Origin of the sequence: Fuchsiella alkaliacetigena (assembly GCF_023227765.1) — a bacterium.
In the GTDB taxonomy this organism is placed as follows: domain Bacteria; phylum Bacillota; class Halanaerobiia; order Halobacteroidales; family Acetohalobiaceae; genus Fuchsiella; species Fuchsiella alkaliacetigena.
In genome coordinates, this window is the sequence record NZ_JALKBZ010000008.1 from 37073 (window position 1) to 54777 (window position 17705).

Genomic DNA, 17705 nt, shown 5'->3' on the forward strand with positions numbered 1-17705 from the left:
CCATTGAAATAGGTGGGAAAATTGAAATGGATAGTGGATTACTTTATGATAATGATTTAAAGGCTGATTTTAGCGGTCGGGGGGAGTTTGAGCTTTATTTTCCACAGTCAGCTACTGTAGAGCCTAGGTTAGTTTGGCAGTTGGATTTAGTAGGAGGTGCTTTGGAGACAGATTTGAGGTATATGTATCTTCGGCGGAGAAGAGAGAATGGTCATTTTACAATGGGCCGGCAGCCTGTTTCCTGGTCTTATGGGGCTATGATTAATCTGCTGGATTATGGATTAGGGATAGAAGATTTAGGTGAAGAGACAATTACTCCCGGAATTGATGGCTTGCGTTGGCATCGTTCTTTGGGTGGAGGTCGTAACTTGCAGTTGATTACTTCATTTCCTGGATTAGGCTCTGAATCGGAGGACTTAGCTTCCAAACTGGATGAATTGGGCTATGGTTTGCGATTGAGACTGCCTGGAAGCGGCTATGATTTGAGTTTTAATCTAAGTTATCAGCCTATCAAGATAAATAAAGTTGACGAGAATGGAAATGATTCTGACTTTGAAGATGATAATTTAGTACGGGCCGGAATGACCTATAATAGAGATATTGGCGACTTAGGAAGCTACGGTTCAGTTGGATATTTTCATCAGCAAAATACACAAGAAGATGACTTTATGCTTCAACTGGGAATTGATTATAGTTGGATAGTCGGTGGTTATAATGGCTATGGCGGTCGGCAGGTGCTTTTGCAAGCCGAATACTTTCGATTTTTGCAGCAAAACTTTAATGCTGGACAACTAGCTGCTTTACAGATTGGCGGCGGAGAAGCCGAGAGGAATACTACTGAGGTAGATGCTACAGAGGAATTTAATATATTTGGGGGTGGAGATTTATTAACTGTTAACCTTGTTACTAGTCTGGATTATTTTACTGACCTAGGAGTGGTAATGATGATGGAAACAGAGGAGCAGCAGGCAGTTTTAGTTCCTTATTATATCAGTGATTTAGGTGGCGGATTGGAACTGAGAGTGGATAGTAGAGTATATGGAAATCGTGAAGGTGACTTTAATTCTGGAATTGCTGCTGGCTTAACTTATTATTTTTAAGATTGCTTTGAATATAGTCTGCTTTTTGAAGATTAGCCCCTTTTAGATTTGACATAAGCTAATTAATGTGGTATCCTACCTTTAAACCTACTAAATCTATAGGGATTAATGGATTTGATCAGATATCAACAGGAGGTGTTAAAGAAAATTGAGTAAATCTATTGCAACCAAGGTGGTTCATGGTAGTCAAAAAGTTGACCCTTATACTGGTGCGGTGAGCTTTCCGATCTATCAAAGTGCTACCTTTAAGCATCTAGATACTACAGATCAAAGAAGAGGTTATGATTATAGTCGGGAGCAGAATCCTACTCGGCAAGAAGTGGAGGAAAGCTTAGCTATTTTGGAAGCGGGCACGGCTGCTTTTGCCTATTCCAGTGGGATGGCTGCTATAACAGATCTATTTAAGCTTTTTTCGCCAGGAGAGCAGATAGTAGTGGCTGATGATCTTTATGGAGGTACTTATCGATTATTTGAAGAGATTTATGCTGGCTATGGACTGGAGTTTACATATGTGGATACTAGTGAGATAGAAAACGTTTTAGCAGCGGTTCAAGAAAATACTAAGGCTATCTTTTTAGAAACTCCTTCTAATCCGACAATGAAGGTTACTGATATAGCAGCAGTTGCTGAAATTGCTCAAAATAATGACTTATTAACTATTGTAGATAATACATTTTTAACCCCTTATTATCAACAGCCGCTTCAGCTAGGAGCCGATATAGTAGTACATAGCGGGACTAAGTTTTTAGGCGGTCATAACGATACTTTGGCCGGCTTTACTGTGGTTAAAGATGAAGAACTAGCGGACTCTTTAAGCTTAATTCAGAAGAGTGTAGGAGCTGTCCTATCTCCCTTCGATAGCTGGTTAATGCTGCGCGGGATTAAGACTTTGGGAGTTCGGATGGATAAGCAGCAGAGTAATGCTTTACAGATAGCAGAGTTTTTGCAGGAGCATCAGCAAGTAGAAGAGGTTTTTTATGTGGGTTTATCTGAGCATGAAGGCTATGATATTTCATGTAAGCAGGCTTCCGGCTTTGGAGCTATGATCTCTTTTACAGTTAAGGAGCCTAAGTTAGTAGAGCAGCTTTTGGAGAGCCTAGAAGTGATTACTTTTGCTGAGAGCTTGGGTGGGGTGGAGAGCTTGATTACTCATCCGGTGAGCCAGACTCATCAGGATATACCAGAGTCGATATTAAGTAGATTAGGAATTACCGAAAGTCTGTTACGTTTATCAGTAGGAATAGAGGCTGCAGAGGATTTGGTTGAGGATTTGGAACGAGGATTAAAGAACTGATAAAACATAAGTTCAAAATTTTAATGTTTTTTAATTCGTGTTCATTCGTGCTCATTAGTGGTTCCAATAGCTTTAAATTTGATTTTAATGATTTATTAATTTAACAGTATTCGGCTTAAGTTGATGTTTATGGAAAAGCACTAAAATTTGATTAAAAAATATAAGGAGGAAAAAAGCATGTCTAAAATTGCAGGTAGTTTGGTGGATTTAGTTGGTGATACACCGTTAGTGGAGTTGAACAGCTATGGACAGGCTAAAGATGTTGAGGCTAGATTGATAGCTAAGCTGGAGTCTTTTAATCCCGGTAGTAGTGTTAAGGATCGAATTGGTAAGGCTATGCTGGAGGCTGCCGAGGCTGAGGGTTTGTTAACGGAGGATACGGTGATTATTGAGCCGACTAGTGGGAATACCGGAATTGCGCTAGCCTTTGTAGCGGCGGCTAAAGGATATGAATTAATTTTAACTATGCCTGATACTATGAGTGTAGAGAGGAGAAATATGTTGCAGGCTTTAGGAGCTGAGTTGGTGTTGACTCCAGGCAGTGAAGGAATGCCGGGAGCTATTGAAAAGGCAGATCAGTTAGCTGCGGAAAAGGAAAACTCTTTTGTGCCGCAGCAGTTTAAGAATGAAGCTAATCCGGAGGTGCATCGTCAGACTACTGCTGAAGAGATCTGGCGCGATACCGATGGTGAAATCGATATCTTTGTAGGCGGAGTTGGTACGGGAGGTACTATTACTGGAGTTGGTGAAACTTTAAAAGAGAAAAACGAAGAGATAGAGATTATAGCTGTGGAGCCTACAGGCTCGCCGGTGATGTCTGGTGGGGAGTCGGGCCCGCATAAGATTCAGGGGATTGGAGCTGGCTTTATTCCGGAGGTTTTGAATATAGAGGTGATCGATGAAGTTTTTAAGATTGCTGATGAGGAGGCCTTTGCTACTTCCAGAGATTTAGCAGCTAATGAAGGCTTATTAGTAGGTATATCTTCGGGAGCGGCGGCTTATGCTGCTACTGAGATAGCTAAAAGACCAGAAAACAAGGATAAAACAGTGGTAGTGCTCTTGCCTGATACAGGTGAACGTTATCTTTCTACTACCTTATTTAATCGAGAGGAATAATTTAAAAGCAGATACTTTAGATAAAAGCAGAGTTTTTTGGCTCTGTTTTATTTTTTTGCCAGATTTACTTTAATTATTGCTTAATATATATTAAAATTATAAGCAAGTTTGTTTATATTTAGGACAAGCACGGCTTCTAGAGAGAAAAAGGGGGGATAATTCTTTTTTTTGGAATTGACACTTATTGATTTTTTAGCATATAATGAAGTGTATCTTGAGTTTTAAGAAAACATTTGGAATAAAATTCAAGATATTAGTTTAGCGGTTGTCGAGTTTAATTTATTTTTAAAGGAGGCGCAGAATGGGAAAGTTATTTGGTACAGACGGAGTTAGGGGAGTAGCTAATCAGGACATAACTCCTGAGCTAGCTGTTAAGTTAGGTAAAGCAGGGGCTTATAGACTGACTAAGGAAATTGAAAGGCCGACTGTGATAATCGGCAGGGATACTAGGATTTCTGGCGATATGTTGGAGGCAGCCTTAGTAGCTGGAATTAACTCTATTGGCGCTGATGTCTTAAAGGCCGGAGTAGTACCTACGCCGGTGTTGGCTTACTTAAGTAAAGAGTTAGAGGTAGAGGCAGGAATTATGATTTCGGCTTCACATAATCCAGTAGCGGATAATGGAATTAAGTTTTTTGATAGGGCGGGTCTTAAGTTAACCGATCAAGTGGAGCAGGAGATTGAAGACTTGATTTTTAATAGTTTAGAAACTTTGCCTCAGCCAACGGGATTAGAGGTAGGAAGAGTCGATACTTTGAATAGCCCGGCAAGTTATTATCAGCAGTATCTTAAGGAAGAAATGGCTATTGATCTTTGCGGATTGCGAGTGGTAATGGATACAGCTAATGGAGCAGCCTATGAAGTAGCTCCTCGAATTTTCAAGGAGCTAGGAGCAGAAGTAATAACTTTAAACGATATTCCTGACGGTACAAATATTAATCAAAACTGTGGCTCCACTCACCCAGAAGCTTTGCAGCAGGCAGTAGTGGAGCAGGAAGCAGATTTAGGAGTTGCTTACGATGGCGATGCTGACCGAGTTTTAGCTGTAGATGAGCAGGGGAATTTAATTGATGGCGATTTGATTATGGCTATCTGTGCTCGTTACTTGATTGATCAAGATAACTTAGCTAAAAAAACGATAGTGGCTACTAAATACAGTAACTTAGGTTTAAAGGAGACTTTAGCAGCAGTAGAAGGTAGAGTGGTAACGGTTAAGAATGGAGATCGTTATGTATTAGCGGAGATGTTAGCTAAGGGGTATCAGTTAGGGGGAGAGAAATCAGGACATATTATCTTTTCCGACTATAATACTACCGGGGATGGGATAATAACTTCCTTGCAGTTAATCAAAGTGATGGTGGAGACAGGTAAGTCACTTTCCAAATTAGCTACTGTAATGACTCCTTTTCCGCAGATTTTAGTTAATGTAGAGGTGGCTAATAAAGAAGAATGGGGGGATAAGCCAAAAATTAAGGAGAGTATTGCCCAAGTGGAAGAGCAGTTAGGTGAGCAGGGCCGTATTTTTGTGAGAGCTTCCGGTACAGAACCGGTGATTAGAGTAATGGTAGAAGGGAAAGATGAGCAGGAGATTGAAAAGCTGGCTAATCAGACAGCAGCAGTAATTGAAGAGGAGTTAAACTAATAATTAAAGCGCCCGAACTTGAGTTGATTAGCTTGAGTTGACGAGGAAGAGGTTTATCGAATTTTTCGGCGGATGCCTCTAGGTAAAGCTATTTGCCTAATAATTAACTCTTTAAACTCCATAGGTGACTGTGGGCCCAAAGAGAGTTAAAAATAGCTATTTTAAAAACTGTGAACTATGGAGGTTTAATATATGTGTGGAATTGTAGGTTATATAGGTGACTCAACGGCTAGGTCTATTTTGATGGACGGTTTAAATAAATTGGAGTATCGCGGTTATGATTCGGCAGGAATAGCTCTTTATAATCAGGGGCAGGTAGAGGTCTATAAACAGGTAGGTAAACTGGAAAACTTAGAGCAGGTGATTACTGATGAAAAACCTCAAGGAACGGTAGGGGTTGGTCATACTCGCTGGGCAACTCACGGTCGACCTTCAGTACCTAACTCTCATCCTCATACCGGTTGTGATGATGACTTTGTAGTAGTTCATAATGGAATTATCGAGAACTATCTACAGCTTAAAGAAGAGTTACAGGAAGGGGAGCATCTGTTTACTTCCGAGACCGATACGGAAGTAATTGTGCACTTAATTGAAGAAGAGTATAGGGGTAATTTAGAGTCAGCAGTGCGGCGAGTAGTGGCTAAGCTAGAAGGCTCCTATGCCTTTGTAGCTATGGCGGTGCAAGAACCTCAAAAATTAGTAGCGGTTAGGCAGGATAGTCCTTTGATTATCGGGCTTAAGGATCAGGAGTACTTTGTAGCTTCGGATATTCCAGCAGTGCTGAAGCACACTAAAGACGTTTATATCCTTGATGATGAAGAGATGGCAGTAGTGACCCAAAATGGAGTAGAACTATCCACTGTAGAAGGTGAAACTGTAGATAAAGAAGTTTTTACTGTAGACTGGGATCCGGGAATGGCTGAAAAAAGCGGCTATGAACACTTTATGTTAAAAGAGATTCATGAACAGCCTGAAGCTTTGCGCAGAGCTATTAGCGGCAGGCTAAGTAATGATAATAGTCAGGTTATCTTTGATGAGTTGAATCTATCTCCAGCCGAGATTGAAAAGTATGAAAAGATCTATATTGTAGCTTGTGGAACTGCTTATCATTCAGGGATAGTAGCTAAATATCTACTGGAGGACTTAGTAGAAATTCCAGTAGAGGTCGATATTGCCTCGGAGTTTAGATATCGAGATCCTTTGCTTGATGAAAATACTTTAGCTATTGTAGTTAGTCAGTCCGGAGAGACGGCCGATACCTTGGCTGCTTTACGAGAAGCTAAAAGTAAGGGAGCTCAAGTTTTGGCTATTGGTAATGTAGTAGGTAGTACTATTCCTCGGGAGGCTGATCAGGTGGTGTATATTCACGCCGGGCCCGAAATTGCCGTAGCTTCCACTAAAGCCTATATTAATATGTTAATGGTCTTTTATCTACTCTCTATCTACTTTGCTCAACTGAAGGGGACTATTTCTGCTACTAGAACTGAAGAGTTAATTCAGGCTTTAAAAAATCTACCTAATCAGGTAGCCCAACTTATTAAAGATAGCGAAGATACTATAGCTAAGTTAGCAGATAGCTATGTTGATCAGAATAGTGCTTTCTTTATTGGCCGGGGAGTGGACTATGCTATAGCCTTAGAAGGAGCTCTTAAGTTAAAGGAGATCTCTTATATCTATGCAGAAGCTTATGCTGCTGGTGAGTTAAAGCACGGCACTCTAGCCTTAATCGAAGAAGATGTGCCGGTGATAGCTATTGCTACTCAAGAATCAATTATGGATAAGATGTTCAGCAATATTCAAGAGGTGCAAGCTAGAGAAGCCCACGTTACTGGAGTAGTTTTAGCCGGAAATGAAGAGGTAACTAGGTCTTTAGATAGGGTGATTGAGATTCCAAGTACTGAAGAAATCTTAACTTCAATTTTAACAGTAGTTCCTTTACAACTCTTAGCTTATTACGTAGCCTTAAAAAGAGGCTGTGATATAGATCAGCCTAGGAATTTGGCTAAAAGTGTAACTGTAGAGTAGCATTATTTGCTTTTTAGCTCCTTGTTTAAACAAGGAGCTTTATTTTTTGCTATCTATGCAGGAAAAATGAGATTTATTTTGAAGTAAAATAAGTGGTAGGTATTAATTAGTAGGATAGAATTTACAAAAAGATAAGGAAAAAGGAGTGTTGTTGACAATGTTAATGGTAGGTATGGAGGACGGTTGGATTGCTTTGGTTTGGTGGTTATCTATTATCACCCCTCTAGCAGGAGTTATTTATGGATTGCTGAACTGGAATAGTGAGGGCCGGATTGCTAAAAAAGAGTCGGAAGAATCACAGGGAGTGAGTCATAATGATTAATGAAGCAGCAATGGGAGTAAATATTCAGATATTAACTATAATTATTATCTTATATGTGGCTGTGCTTTCCTATTTAGCTTACTTAGGTCATAAGGCTACTAAATCTTCGGAAGATTACTTAGTAGCGGGTAGAGATATCAATGGAGGGATTATGGCTCTTTCCTATGGAGTTACCTTTATTAGTACTTCAGCGATTGTTGGCTTTGGAGGAGCGGCCGCCTTTTTTGGCTTTAGTCTGTTATGGTTAACTTTATTAACTATAGTAGTAGGAGTGATTATTGCTTTTGTATTATTTGGAGTACCTATTCGTAAGCTAGCAGTAAACTTAGGCTCTACTACCTTTGGTGAACTAATCGGACAGCGTTATAAGTCGCGTTTTATAACTTTCTTTTCGGGAATAATGATCTTTATTTTTATGCCGGCTTATACTAGTATTATTTTAGTTGGTAGTGCTCGCTTTTTGGAAAGTGCGCTGTTGATTAATTATGATATAGCTCTATTCTTGTTAGCCATAGTAGTAGGGATTTACGTAATTACTGGTGGTTTAAAAACGGTAATGTATACCGATGCTTTTTGTGCTTTGATTATGTTAGCGGGAATGGGCTATTTATTATTTAGTACCTATAGTAATTTGGGGGGAGTAGTAGCAGCTCACGAAGGCTTAGCTGCTTTGAAGGATATGGTTCCAGAAGGCTTAGCAGCAGCTGGACATCAAGGCTGGACTTCTATGCCCGCTTTAGGCAGTGAAATCTGGTGGACAGTAATTAGTACTATTGTAATGGGAGTGGGAATTGGCGTTTTAGCTCAACCGCAGTTGGTAATGCGTTTTATGACCGTTAAAAAGACTAGTTCTTTATATAGAGCTATGGTAGCTGGGAGTATCTTTGTTTTCTTTATGACAGGAACGGCCTTTATAGTCGGGCCCTTGAGTAATCTATACTTTGTGCAGGAGTTAGGAGAGATTGCAGCTACAGTGGCTGAGGGAAATATAGACTTAATTATTCCGCTGTTTATTAATAATATGATGCCGGGCTGGTTTGTTTACTTAATTATGCTTTCCCTGCTTTCAGCAGCTATATCCACTATTAGCTCTTTGATTCATGTGCAAGCTACTGCTTGGGGGAGAGATATTATTCGCAACTTTAGACTGTGGAAGGCGCCTGATTCAGTTAACGATGAAGACTTAGATACTATTCCTTGGATTACTCGGATTGGTGTTTTAATAGGTTTAATTGTTTCAATTATTTTAGCTTACCGTTTACCTGGTAGTATTATTGCTAGAGCTACTGCTTTCTGGTTTGGAATCTGTGCAGCTAGCTTTTTACCAACTATTATCGGTACTATTTACTGGCGAGGTTCTACTAAGGCAGGAGCTATTGCGAGTATTATTAGCGGTTATACTGTAGCGCTGTTTGGATTTGTATTTATGCATATTGACGAGTCTAAACCATTAGGGATTAGTCGGCTTATCTTTGGCCGGGATGCTTTATTTGAGTTTCCGTGGACTCATATAGATCCTCTTTTTTATGCTTTGCCTGTTTCGGCACTGGTGTTTATTATAGTTTCTTGGTTTACTTCAGCGCCTGCTAAAGAACATCTCGATAGATGTTTTGATAATTTTTAAATTTAATTTATAAGAGAACTGCTAATTAGCAGTTCTCTTATACTTAGCTATTCTTTTTTTGTAACTTAAGAGCAACCTTAACTAACTCAATTATGTTTTCTTTTTCTTGTTCATTAAGCTCTTGACCATAGAATTGAACCTTATGTTCTCTTATAAAGTCTTCAAATTCTATTTTATCATTATTTTGATTATACTTATATTCATCTGCTTTAAAAAAATAGGATCTAGGTACTCCAAAAGCTTTACTAATAGCATCTAAAAATCCTTTAGAGATATCTCTTCTGCCGGTTTCTACTTTATAAATATAATCTTCGGAGTAATTTATAATTTTAGCTAGTTCTTTTCTAGTTAAATTATTACTTTTTCTTAAGTATTTTACTCTATTTTTTGGGTCCATTTGCACTCCCTCCTCTTAAATTTCTATTTCCATTTTAAATGAGATCTTACTTTGAGATCAAACTATGATATAGCTTAATTATAGTATACCCTCTTAGCACCTTCAATCTGACAACTGGGAACATGTTTGGTGATAAATGGTACAATATGTATGTTTTGCGAAGTATGAGCAAGCTAATTTTTGGTAAAAGCCTTTAATACTTAATGGCAACTATTATCTAAACTTGATATTTTATGGAATTTATATTATTATTTAATTACTTAAGTTGCTAATTAATAACAAATATCGGTTTTTTATAAAATGATTATCTTAATTTCAATTTAAAATAAAAAAACGAGAGGGTGAACTTAATGGGTGATAATCAGCAAGAATTAGCAGAATTAAAAAAGAAAATTGAAGAAACTAGGGCTCAGTTGAACCAGAAGTTAGATGATAACTATAGTAGTGGCGAATTAAATAAAGAAGTAATAGAATTAAGCCAACTGTTGGACGAGCTATTAAATGAATATCTAAAACACAGTTGAATAACAGTCTATTTAAATTGTTCTTGTAGAGATACAAGAACTTTTTATTTTCAAGCAAGATTTCGATTTAGTAAGAATATAACGAAGTTATGTTGGAGACCCCCCATAGTGTTTGACAAATAATAAAGGCAGCTATATAATTGTAGATAAGAATATCTTATTTTTAAACTACATATTAAAAGATTTTAATATATTAATAGCTTAATAAATCTATCCTAGAAGGAGGTTGAGCAAAATGGAAGTCTACTTTGATAATGCAGCTACTTCTTATCCAAAGCCCGAAATAGTACATAGAAAAATCTTTGATTTTATGAAAAATTTAGGGGTTAGTGCTGGTCGGGGAGCTTATAAAAAGGCTTTTGAAGCGGATAGGTTAGTCTTTGAAACTCGTAAAAGTTTAGCTGAACTCTTTAATATCGATGATTTAACGCGAATTGTCTTTACTCATAATGTAACTGAAGCTATAAACTTAGCTTTGAAAGGTCTATTGGAGAGTGGGGACCACGTGATTACTAGTAGCTTAGAGCATAATGCTATTCGCCGTCCTTTAAAAGAGTTGGAGAGAGAACGAGGGATAGAGACTACTTTTATAGAATGTGATCAACAGGGAAATTTACCTTTGGCTAAAGTGGAGGCGGCAATTAAGGAAAATACTAAACTAATTGCTTGTTTACATGCTTCCAATGTAATTGGTAAGCTGTTACCAATTAGGGAATTAGGCCAACTAGCAAATGAGTTTAATTTACATTTTTTAGTGGATACGGCTCAAACAGCTGGGGTCTATCCAATAGATGTTAAGGAGATGAATATTGATTTATTAGCCTTTACGGGCCATAAAGGACTTTTGGGCCCTACTGGGACTGGTGGTTTGTATATAGAAGAAGGGATTGACTTAGCTCCTTTAAGGACTGGAGGAACAGGTAATAATGCAGTTTCTGAGTATCCACCGGCCGATCTACCCAATCGTTATGAAGCGGGAACTATCAATGTAGCTGGGATTGTAGGTTTAGGAGCCGGAGTGGACTATATTTTGGAAAAAGGGGTAGCAGAGATCAGGGAGTATGAGTTGGAATTGATCGACTATGCCTTAACAGAATTAGCCAAGATAGAAGATTTAACTATTTATGGCAGCCTAAATCCAGAGCAAAGAGTAGGGGTTATTTCTTTTAACTTTGAGGAATTAATTAATCATCATGATTTAGCGCATCAGTTGGATAGTGAGTATCAGCTTATGGTTAGAGCCGGGCTTCACTGTTCTCCTTTAGCTCATCGGACAGTAGGAAGCTTTGAGTTTGAAGGGAGTGTTAGAGTAGGCTTAAGCTACTTTAATACTAAAGAAGAGATAGATTACTTAATTAAGGCCTTAAAGGAAATTAAGCAAGCATTATAGACGTTTAGGGAGTGGGGAAAATGTATTTACAAAAGATAAGTATCGATACTATGCAGAGATGTATGGCTGACAAGTCAAAAGTGCGAGTAAAGGGAACCCTTTCCGATGATGTAGGGGAGCTGTTACCTTATTTGAATGGAGTTTTTGATAAAACTATATATAATCATAAGATGCCTAAACTGGAAATTGAATTTGAAGATAAGAGCCATAAGATTATTTTAACTTCTAAAGAGGTAAGAGTAGATCGTTTGAGCAATTCTTCTCAGGGACGGCAGGTTTTGGATTGGTTAAAAGAAAAGATAAATGAAATTTATGCTCAACAGGATCAGTTAGAACCCGACTATAAGTCGCTTTCCAACCTCAAAGTACCTGAAGTTTATAAGCATTTACCTCAACTAAACTGTGCAGAATGTGGAGAGCAGACCTGTTTTGCTTTTGCTACTATGTATGTTAAGGGTGACTATGATTTACAGGACTGTCCTCCTTTATTTACAGCTGAGTTTGCAGAGGCTAAGGAGGAGTTGGAAGCTTATTTACAAGAAGCTATGTATAAGCAAAGTTGAATCAATAGTTTACCTTTATAAAAATAAAGTGCTAAAAGGGTTGTGCAGCTGCACAGCCTTTTTTAAATGACAAAAATTTGGTTTATCAAAGGAATTTAGAGAAAGTTTAAAGAATAAATAATATGAGAACAAAGTTTAGAATACTTAAAAATTAGAGTTAAGCAAGGAGGAAGTAGAATGGAAGTTAAAAAAGCAGTTATTCCAGCAGCTGGTTTGGGAACTAGATTTTTACCAGCAACTAAAGCGCAGCCTAAAGAGATGCTGCCGGTAGTTGATAAGCCGACAATTCAATATATTGTGGAAGAAGCAGTGGAATCCGGGATAGAAGATGTAATAATTATTACTGGGCGTCATAAGCGAGCTATTGAAGATCACTTTGATAAGTCTTTTGAGTTAGAAGTAAGTTTAAAGGAACAGGGAAAAGTAGATAGATTGAGGATGGTCAGGGAGATTTCTGACTTAGTAGATGTCCATTATGTACGTCAGAAAGAGCCTTTAGGCTTAGGACATGCTATTCTCTGTGCTAAGACCTTTGTAGGTGATGAGCCTTTTGCGATTCTATTAGGTGACGATATAGTTAAGGCCGAAGAGCCGGTAACTAAGCAGTTAATTGAGAGCTTTAATCAGAAACAGTCTTCGGTAATCGGAGTGCAAAAGGTAGCTGATGAGCTTGTTTCTAAATATGGAATTGTTGACTACTCCAATGGTAATAACGGTACTTATCAGGTTCGGGACTTGGTTGAAAAACCGGCCTTGGAGGAAGCACCTTCCAATATAGCTATTTTAGGGCGTTATATTATTACTCCGGCTATCTTTGATATTTTAGAAAATACAGAGCCAGGTAAGGGGGGAGAAATTCAGTTAACCGATGCTTTAAGAACTTTACTTAAGCAAGAAGAGGTATATGCTCATGTCTTTAATGGACGTCGTTATGATATTGGAGATAAGCAGGGTTTTTTGGAAGCGGTAGTGGAGTTTGCACTAGCCAGAGATGATATTCGCGATGACTTTAAGGAGTATCTATTTAATTATTTACAGGAGGAGCTAAAGGAAGAGTTTTACTCAGAAATAGCTGCTTTGGAGAAAGCTAAGTAGCTTAAACTATTATAAGCAATTTTGCTTGGAGGGGATCATTGTGTTTAGCAAGAATAAAAGGCGGAACTTAATTACTCTAGGACTAGCGATATTTTTAGTAATCTTTGCTGTGACAGCTGTTTTTAAGCTTAAAAATGAAGACTTTATTGCTGCTCATAAGTATGATGCTGATCAGTTAGCGGAGACGGCTAAGGAGAACTTTTATCAAGGTTACTATCAAGATAGTATTAATTATTATCATAAAATACTGGTTACTAATAGTAAAGATATAGAAGCACGCAAGAATTTAGCTACAGTATACGAAACAGTAAATGATTATCAAGCTGCTATTGAAGAATATAAACAGATAATTGAGCTGGATCCCCAAAAGTATTATATTTACTATAATTTAGGTGAAATATACTATAATTTGGGTCATTATCAGGATGCTTTAAGTAACTTTGAAGTAGCTGCTGAAAACTTAGAGGAGACAGCACTTTTGAAGTCTACTTATCTCTATTTAGCTCAAATCTACCATTCTCAAAGTGAGTATAATCTGGCTTTGGAGATGGTGGATAGTACTTTGGAGTTAGATGCTGATTCGGCACTGGCTTATTATCTTTTAGGACAGATTAAGGAGGACTTAGGTAAAGAGCAGGCAGCTATCGAGGCCTATAATCAAGTATTAAGGAAGGACGGTAGCTTTGAGAATGTATACTTTAATTTAGCTGAAAATTATTTTAACCTCGATAATTATGAAAGAGCAGTAGAGAACTATCAGCGAGTTTCCAGCAGACATCCTAATAATTCTCTAGTAAAAGAAAGGTTAAGTACTTTAGAACAGAAAAAACCGGAACTTTTTATTCCCGAAGAAGAAGAGGAAAGAGAAGAAAGAGATGAGGCCTTACAAAGAGAGGTTAGCTTTGTAGATTTGGAAGCAGTACCGGAAGAGGTTGAGACTGACGATTTAAGGATCGGTTTAGCTGAGGATAGAGAGTATTTAGCCTTTAGAGTGGCAGCCGACTTTGTGATTAAGGATAAAAGCAATGATAGAGTGATATTTCAAGGTTCAGCTAAGCAGGTCTATCAGTTGGACTTGATATCTGAAAATAGAATTGCTTTATTGGATAAGGAAGATCAGGTATTAGCGGAGTTTACTGGTGACTTTATTATTGAAAGCAGTGAAGAGACGGCTCCAATCTTGCTTCATAATATAGACTATGGACAGGGTTATTACTGGGAAGATAGAGAGGATAGGCAGTATCGAGGAGCAATAGAGATTATGCTTCGCCCGGGAGGCTCTTTTACCGTGGTTAACTTAGTTGACTTAGAGTCCTATCTTTATGCAGTAGTACCTTCGGAGATGTCAGCTTGGTGGCCTAATGAAGCCTTGAAGGTGCAGGCAGTGGCAGCTCGCAGCTATACTCTTTTTCATTTAGGTAAGCACGCTAGTGATGGTTATGATCTCTGTGCTACTGTACATTGTGCAGCTTATAACGGGGCTGCCTATGAGCATCATAATTCCAATCAAGCAGTAAATGAAACTATCGGGGAGATTCTAACCTATAACGGTCAACCTATTAATGCCGTTTATAGCGCTAATTCCGGCGGCCATACTGAGAGTAGTGCCGATATTTGGGGCGGACAGGTGCCCTATTTGCAGGGAGTAACTACTACTATAGATTCGGCTGGAGATGGTTTTGGTCAACAGAACTTTGAGCAGGACTTTCCCTTAGCTCCTTATGAGCTTCATAACTGGCTGCGGAGCCATCCTGAGTCTTACTCTGATAACCTAGCTTATGGAAGTCCAAATCGTTATCGTTGGCAGCGGATAATTAAAGCTGATTATATTGAGGATAAGTTGGATATTGGTAGAGTTGAAAAGCTGTTGCCTGTAGCTAGGGCCGAAGGTGGTACAGTTCAAGCAGTGAAGGTAGTTGGCAGCGAGGGAGAAGAAGTTATTAGCCGGGCCCTACGCTCTTTCTTTGGCGGTTTAAGAAACAGTCGCTTTATTATTGTTCCTGAATATGGTAGTGATGGTTATCCTAGTCAGTTTATCTTTTATGGGGGAGGCTGGGGACATAATGTAGGTATGGATCAAGTAGCTACGGCTAATATGGTTCAGGCCGGCTATAGTTATGACCAGATCTTACTCCACTTCTATACTGGCGTGGAGCTTGAGGCAGCGGAATAGCATGGCTTAGATATAATTTTGGTATAATGTTTTATTCAAATGATAGAGGACAGAGGATAGAGGATAGATAAAATTCAAGACATTAAAAACTGTTTGACGCTGACTAAGTTCTGACAAAAATTTGACAAAACATTAGAACTTTTAAAATCTATTGGAACCACGTGCTCTGAAATGATGCTTGCGACACTTGCGACGTTTGTACTTTAACTAGTCATTACTCTGGAACTTTAGCTGTTTATTTAAATAATTTTTTGAACTTATGTTTTAATGTCTAGTCAGAACTTAGTCAGATTCTAGTCACCCCAAGAGTTCCAGAGTAATGACTAGCCAAAATAATGGCGTCGCTTCCTCAGTCGTTCCTCCTTCAGGGCGCTGCGTCTAATTTTCTTTGAACTTTATTTCTTGATCTTAATTTATCCTCTATCCTCTGAAATATATAGAAGGAGTGAGATTATGCCTAGAGATTTAGTATTAGGAAACGGTAAAGTCTTAGTAAACTTTGATCAAGACGGTATTATTCGGGATTTTTACTTTCCACACGTAGGTTCTGAGAACCATCTAAATGGACATCCAATGCGGATAGGGGTGATGGTTGAAGAGGGACTTTACTGGGTGGATACTTATTGGGATAGAGAGATAGGCTATAAAAAAGATACTTTAGTTTCTGATATTACTTTAACTAGAGAAGAGATTGGCTTGCGAATAAAGATAGAGGCTGCGGTTCATTATAATAAAAACATTTACTTGAAAAAGATAAGCGTAGAAAATCTAAAGGCTACTCAACGAGAGGTTAAGCTTTACTTTTCCCATGACCTGCGTATATACGGCTCGGATATTGGAGATACAGTTCTGTATGCTCCCCAATTAAAGGGAATTATGCACTATAAAGGACGACGTTACTTTTTGATGACCGGTCGTTGTCAAGGAGAGGCCCTGCATAACTACTCTACGGGGATTAAGGACTTTCAAGGAGCTAAAGGAACCTGGAAGGATGCCGAAGATGGAGAGCTTTCTGGGAATCCTATTGCTCAGGGCTCGGTGGATAGTACTATTAGCTTTAAACTTGATTTGGCAGCTCAGAGCAGTGAAGTAGTCCATTATTGGATTGCTGTAGGTAAAAACCACGGGGAAATAGCTAGCTTAAATGATTATGTGCTGGAAAGAGGAGTAGAGAAATTAATTAAAGAAACCGGTCATTACTGGTATTCTTGGGTTAATAAAAGAGAGTATAACTTCAGCGGTTATTCTCAGTCTTGGCAGGATCTATTTAAGCGGAGTTTATTAACTGTTAGAACTCAGATTGATCACTGGGGAGCTATTTTAGCAGCCAATGATACCGATATTTTGGAGTATAATCGCGATCACTATAGCTATATGTGGCCTAGGGATGGGGCCCTAGTGGCTTATTATCTAGATCAAGCCGGTTATCACCAGTTAACAGAGCGCTTTTTTGATTTTTGTAAGGCCAAGTTGACCGATGATGGCTATCTATTACACAAGTATAATCCCGATGGCTCCTTAGGCTCTAGTTGGCATCCCTGGGTAGAAGATGGTCAGCGGCAGCTGCCAATTCAGGAAGATGAAACTGCACTGCCTATTTATGCTTTAGGTAACTACTATCGTCAATCGGAGAATTTAGAGTTTATTCAGGAAGTCTATGAGCCCTTAGTGAAAAAAGCAGCCGATTTTATGGTAGAGTACAGAGATCCAGAATTAAAACTACCTCAGCCTAGCCATGACTTATGGGAAGAGCGGCACGGGATTTTAACCTTTACTTCAGCGACTGTCTATGGTGCTTTGCAGGAGGCGGCTAATTTTGCTGAACTCTTTGGGGAAGAGGAAGAAGCAGCAAAGTATTCTCGAGCAGCCGAAGAAATTAAGGCCGGGATTTTAGAGTATTTATACGATGAAGAACTGGGTAGATTTGTGCGGATGATTAATGTAGAGGACGACGGGACAATAGTAGCTGATAAGACTATTGAAAGCAGCTTATTTGGAGTTTATTACTTTGGAGTCTTACCTGCTGATGACTTTCGGGTAATTAATACAATGAAGCAGATCGAAAAGAGACTTTGGGTGAAAACTGAAGTAGGTGGAGTAGCTCGCTATGAAGATGATTATTACTTTCAGGTTACCGGTGATATAGAAAAGGTGCCGGGGAATCCTTGGGTTATCTGTACGCTGTGGTTAGCGGACTGGTATATTGAAATAGCTAAGACAGAAGATGAGTTAAAGAAGGCTCAAAAGCTAATAGACTGGGTAATTGATAGCACTTATAGTGATAATCTATTACCGGAGCAGCTACATCCTTATAAAGGCACTTCTTTGTCGGTAGCACCTTTAACTTGGTCTCACGCTACCTTTGCGGGGATAGTGCTGAAGTATAAACAGAAATTAGCTGAAATCAGAAGCTACAATCAGGTGGTGAGTTGATTAGGCA

Annotated in this window: 14 protein-coding genes; 13 read left to right on the plus strand and 1 reads right to left on the minus strand. The window is 38.7% G+C overall.

Annotated elements, in window-relative coordinates:
* Positions 1-26 precede the first annotated feature (26 nt).
* The 7 genes from MWH30_RS03655 (at position 27) to MWH30_RS03685 (ending at position 9123) form a co-directional block, all read left to right on the plus strand.
* Positions 27-1100: a hypothetical protein gene (locus MWH30_RS03655; protein ID WP_248662695.1), complete on the plus strand. Its 1074-nt coding sequence runs from the start codon at positions 27-29 to the stop codon at positions 1098-1100.
* 148 nt (positions 1101-1248) lie between these two features.
* Positions 1249-2394: a trans-sulfuration enzyme family protein gene (locus MWH30_RS03660; RefSeq protein ID WP_248662696.1), complete on the plus strand. Its 1146-nt coding sequence runs from the start codon at positions 1249-1251 to the stop codon at positions 2392-2394.
* A gap of 177 nt (positions 2395-2571) precedes the next feature.
* On the plus strand, positions 2572-3510 hold the full coding sequence (gene cysK / locus MWH30_RS03665) for a cysteine synthase A (RefSeq protein ID WP_248662697.1): 939 nt from the start codon (positions 2572-2574) through the stop codon (positions 3508-3510).
* 301 nt (positions 3511-3811) lie between these two features.
* Positions 3812-5152 (plus strand): phosphoglucosamine mutase, encoded by a 1341-nt coding sequence (gene glmM / locus MWH30_RS03670; RefSeq protein ID WP_248662698.1) that lies wholly within the window; start codon positions 3812-3814, stop codon positions 5150-5152.
* A gap of 192 nt (positions 5153-5344) precedes the next feature.
* The gene (gene glmS, locus MWH30_RS03675; protein WP_248662699.1) at positions 5345-7177 is read left to right on the plus strand and encodes a glutamine--fructose-6-phosphate transaminase (isomerizing); all 1833 of its coding nucleotides are present in this window, start codon (positions 5345-5347) and stop codon (positions 7175-7177) included.
* A gap of 157 nt (positions 7178-7334) precedes the next feature.
* Positions 7335-7499 (plus strand): symporter small accessory protein, encoded by a 165-nt coding sequence (locus MWH30_RS03680; RefSeq protein WP_248662700.1) that lies wholly within the window; start codon positions 7335-7337, stop codon positions 7497-7499.
* A complete protein-coding gene (locus MWH30_RS03685; protein ID WP_248662701.1) occupies positions 7492-9123 on the plus strand; it encodes a sodium:solute symporter family protein in 1632 nt (543 codons plus the stop codon). Before MWH30_RS03680 ends, MWH30_RS03685 begins: the two co-directional genes overlap by 8 nt.
* Positions 9124-9166: 43 nt before the next feature.
* Here MWH30_RS03685 and MWH30_RS03690 read toward each other — a convergent pair whose 3' ends face one another.
* A complete protein-coding gene (locus MWH30_RS03690) occupies positions 9167-9520 on the minus strand; it encodes a helix-turn-helix domain-containing protein (protein ID WP_248662702.1) in 354 nt (117 codons plus the stop codon).
* A gap of 350 nt (positions 9521-9870) precedes the next feature.
* Here MWH30_RS03690 and MWH30_RS03695 point away from each other — a divergent pair, with 350 nt between their 5' ends.
* From MWH30_RS03695 to MWH30_RS03720, 6 genes are all read left to right on the plus strand, one after another.
* Positions 9871-10044 carry an aspartyl-phosphate phosphatase Spo0E family protein gene (locus MWH30_RS03695; RefSeq protein WP_248662703.1) on the plus strand — a complete coding sequence of 58 codons (174 nt, stop codon included), beginning with the start codon at positions 9871-9873 and terminating at the stop codon, positions 10042-10044.
* A 235-nt stretch (positions 10045-10279) separates the two neighbouring features.
* Complete coding sequence (locus MWH30_RS03700; RefSeq protein ID WP_248662704.1) at positions 10280-11434, plus strand: aminotransferase class V-fold PLP-dependent enzyme; 1155 nt, start codon at positions 10280-10282, stop codon at positions 11432-11434.
* Positions 11435-11454: 20 nt separating this feature from the next.
* Positions 11455-11997 (plus strand): (Fe-S)-binding protein, encoded by a 543-nt coding sequence (locus MWH30_RS03705; RefSeq protein WP_248662705.1) that lies wholly within the window; start codon positions 11455-11457, stop codon positions 11995-11997.
* 177 nt (positions 11998-12174) lie between these two features.
* Positions 12175-13092 (plus strand): UTP--glucose-1-phosphate uridylyltransferase GalU, encoded by a 918-nt coding sequence (galU, locus tag MWH30_RS03710; protein ID WP_248662706.1) that lies wholly within the window; start codon positions 12175-12177, stop codon positions 13090-13092.
* 40 nt (positions 13093-13132) lie between these two features.
* Positions 13133-15265, plus strand: coding sequence for a SpoIID/LytB domain-containing protein (locus tag MWH30_RS03715; protein WP_248662707.1), 2133 nt, complete (start codon positions 13133-13135; stop codon positions 15263-15265).
* A gap of 453 nt (positions 15266-15718) precedes the next feature.
* Complete coding sequence (locus tag MWH30_RS03720) at positions 15719-17698, plus strand: glycoside hydrolase family 15 protein (protein WP_248662708.1); 1980 nt, start codon at positions 15719-15721, stop codon at positions 17696-17698.
* Positions 17699-17705 lie beyond the last annotated feature (7 nt).

Bases quoted from the DNA above. Each gene is read 5' to 3' on its own strand.
- galU (WP_248662706.1), top strand. From the start codon at position 12,175: ATGGAAGTTAAAAAAGCAGTTATTCCAGCAGCTGGTTTGGGAACTAGA.
- MWH30_RS03685 (WP_248662701.1), top strand. From the start codon at position 7,492: ATGATTAATGAAGCAGCAATGGGAGTAAATATTCAGATATTAACTATA.
- MWH30_RS03720 (WP_248662708.1), top strand. From the start codon at position 15,719: ATGCCTAGAGATTTAGTATTAGGAAACGGTAAAGTCTTAGTAAACTTT.
- MWH30_RS03700 (WP_248662704.1), top strand. From the start codon at position 10,280: ATGGAAGTCTACTTTGATAATGCAGCTACTTCTTATCCAAAGCCCGAA.
- cysK (WP_248662697.1), top strand. From the start codon at position 2,572: ATGTCTAAAATTGCAGGTAGTTTGGTGGATTTAGTTGGTGATACACCG.
- MWH30_RS03655 (WP_248662695.1), top strand. From the start codon at position 27: ATGGATAGTGGATTACTTTATGATAATGATTTAAAGGCTGATTTTAGC.
- MWH30_RS03705 (WP_248662705.1), top strand. From the start codon at position 11,455: ATGTATTTACAAAAGATAAGTATCGATACTATGCAGAGATGTATGGCT.
- MWH30_RS03680 (WP_248662700.1), top strand. From the start codon at position 7,335: ATGTTAATGGTAGGTATGGAGGACGGTTGGATTGCTTTGGTTTGGTGG.
- glmS (WP_248662699.1), top strand. From the start codon at position 5,345: ATGTGTGGAATTGTAGGTTATATAGGTGACTCAACGGCTAGGTCTATT.
- MWH30_RS03695 (WP_248662703.1), top strand. From the start codon at position 9,871: ATGGGTGATAATCAGCAAGAATTAGCAGAATTAAAAAAGAAAATTGAA.
- MWH30_RS03690 (WP_248662702.1), bottom strand. From the start codon at position 9,520: ATGGACCCAAAAAATAGAGTAAAATACTTAAGAAAAAGTAATAATTTA.
- glmM (WP_248662698.1), top strand. From the start codon at position 3,812: ATGGGAAAGTTATTTGGTACAGACGGAGTTAGGGGAGTAGCTAATCAG.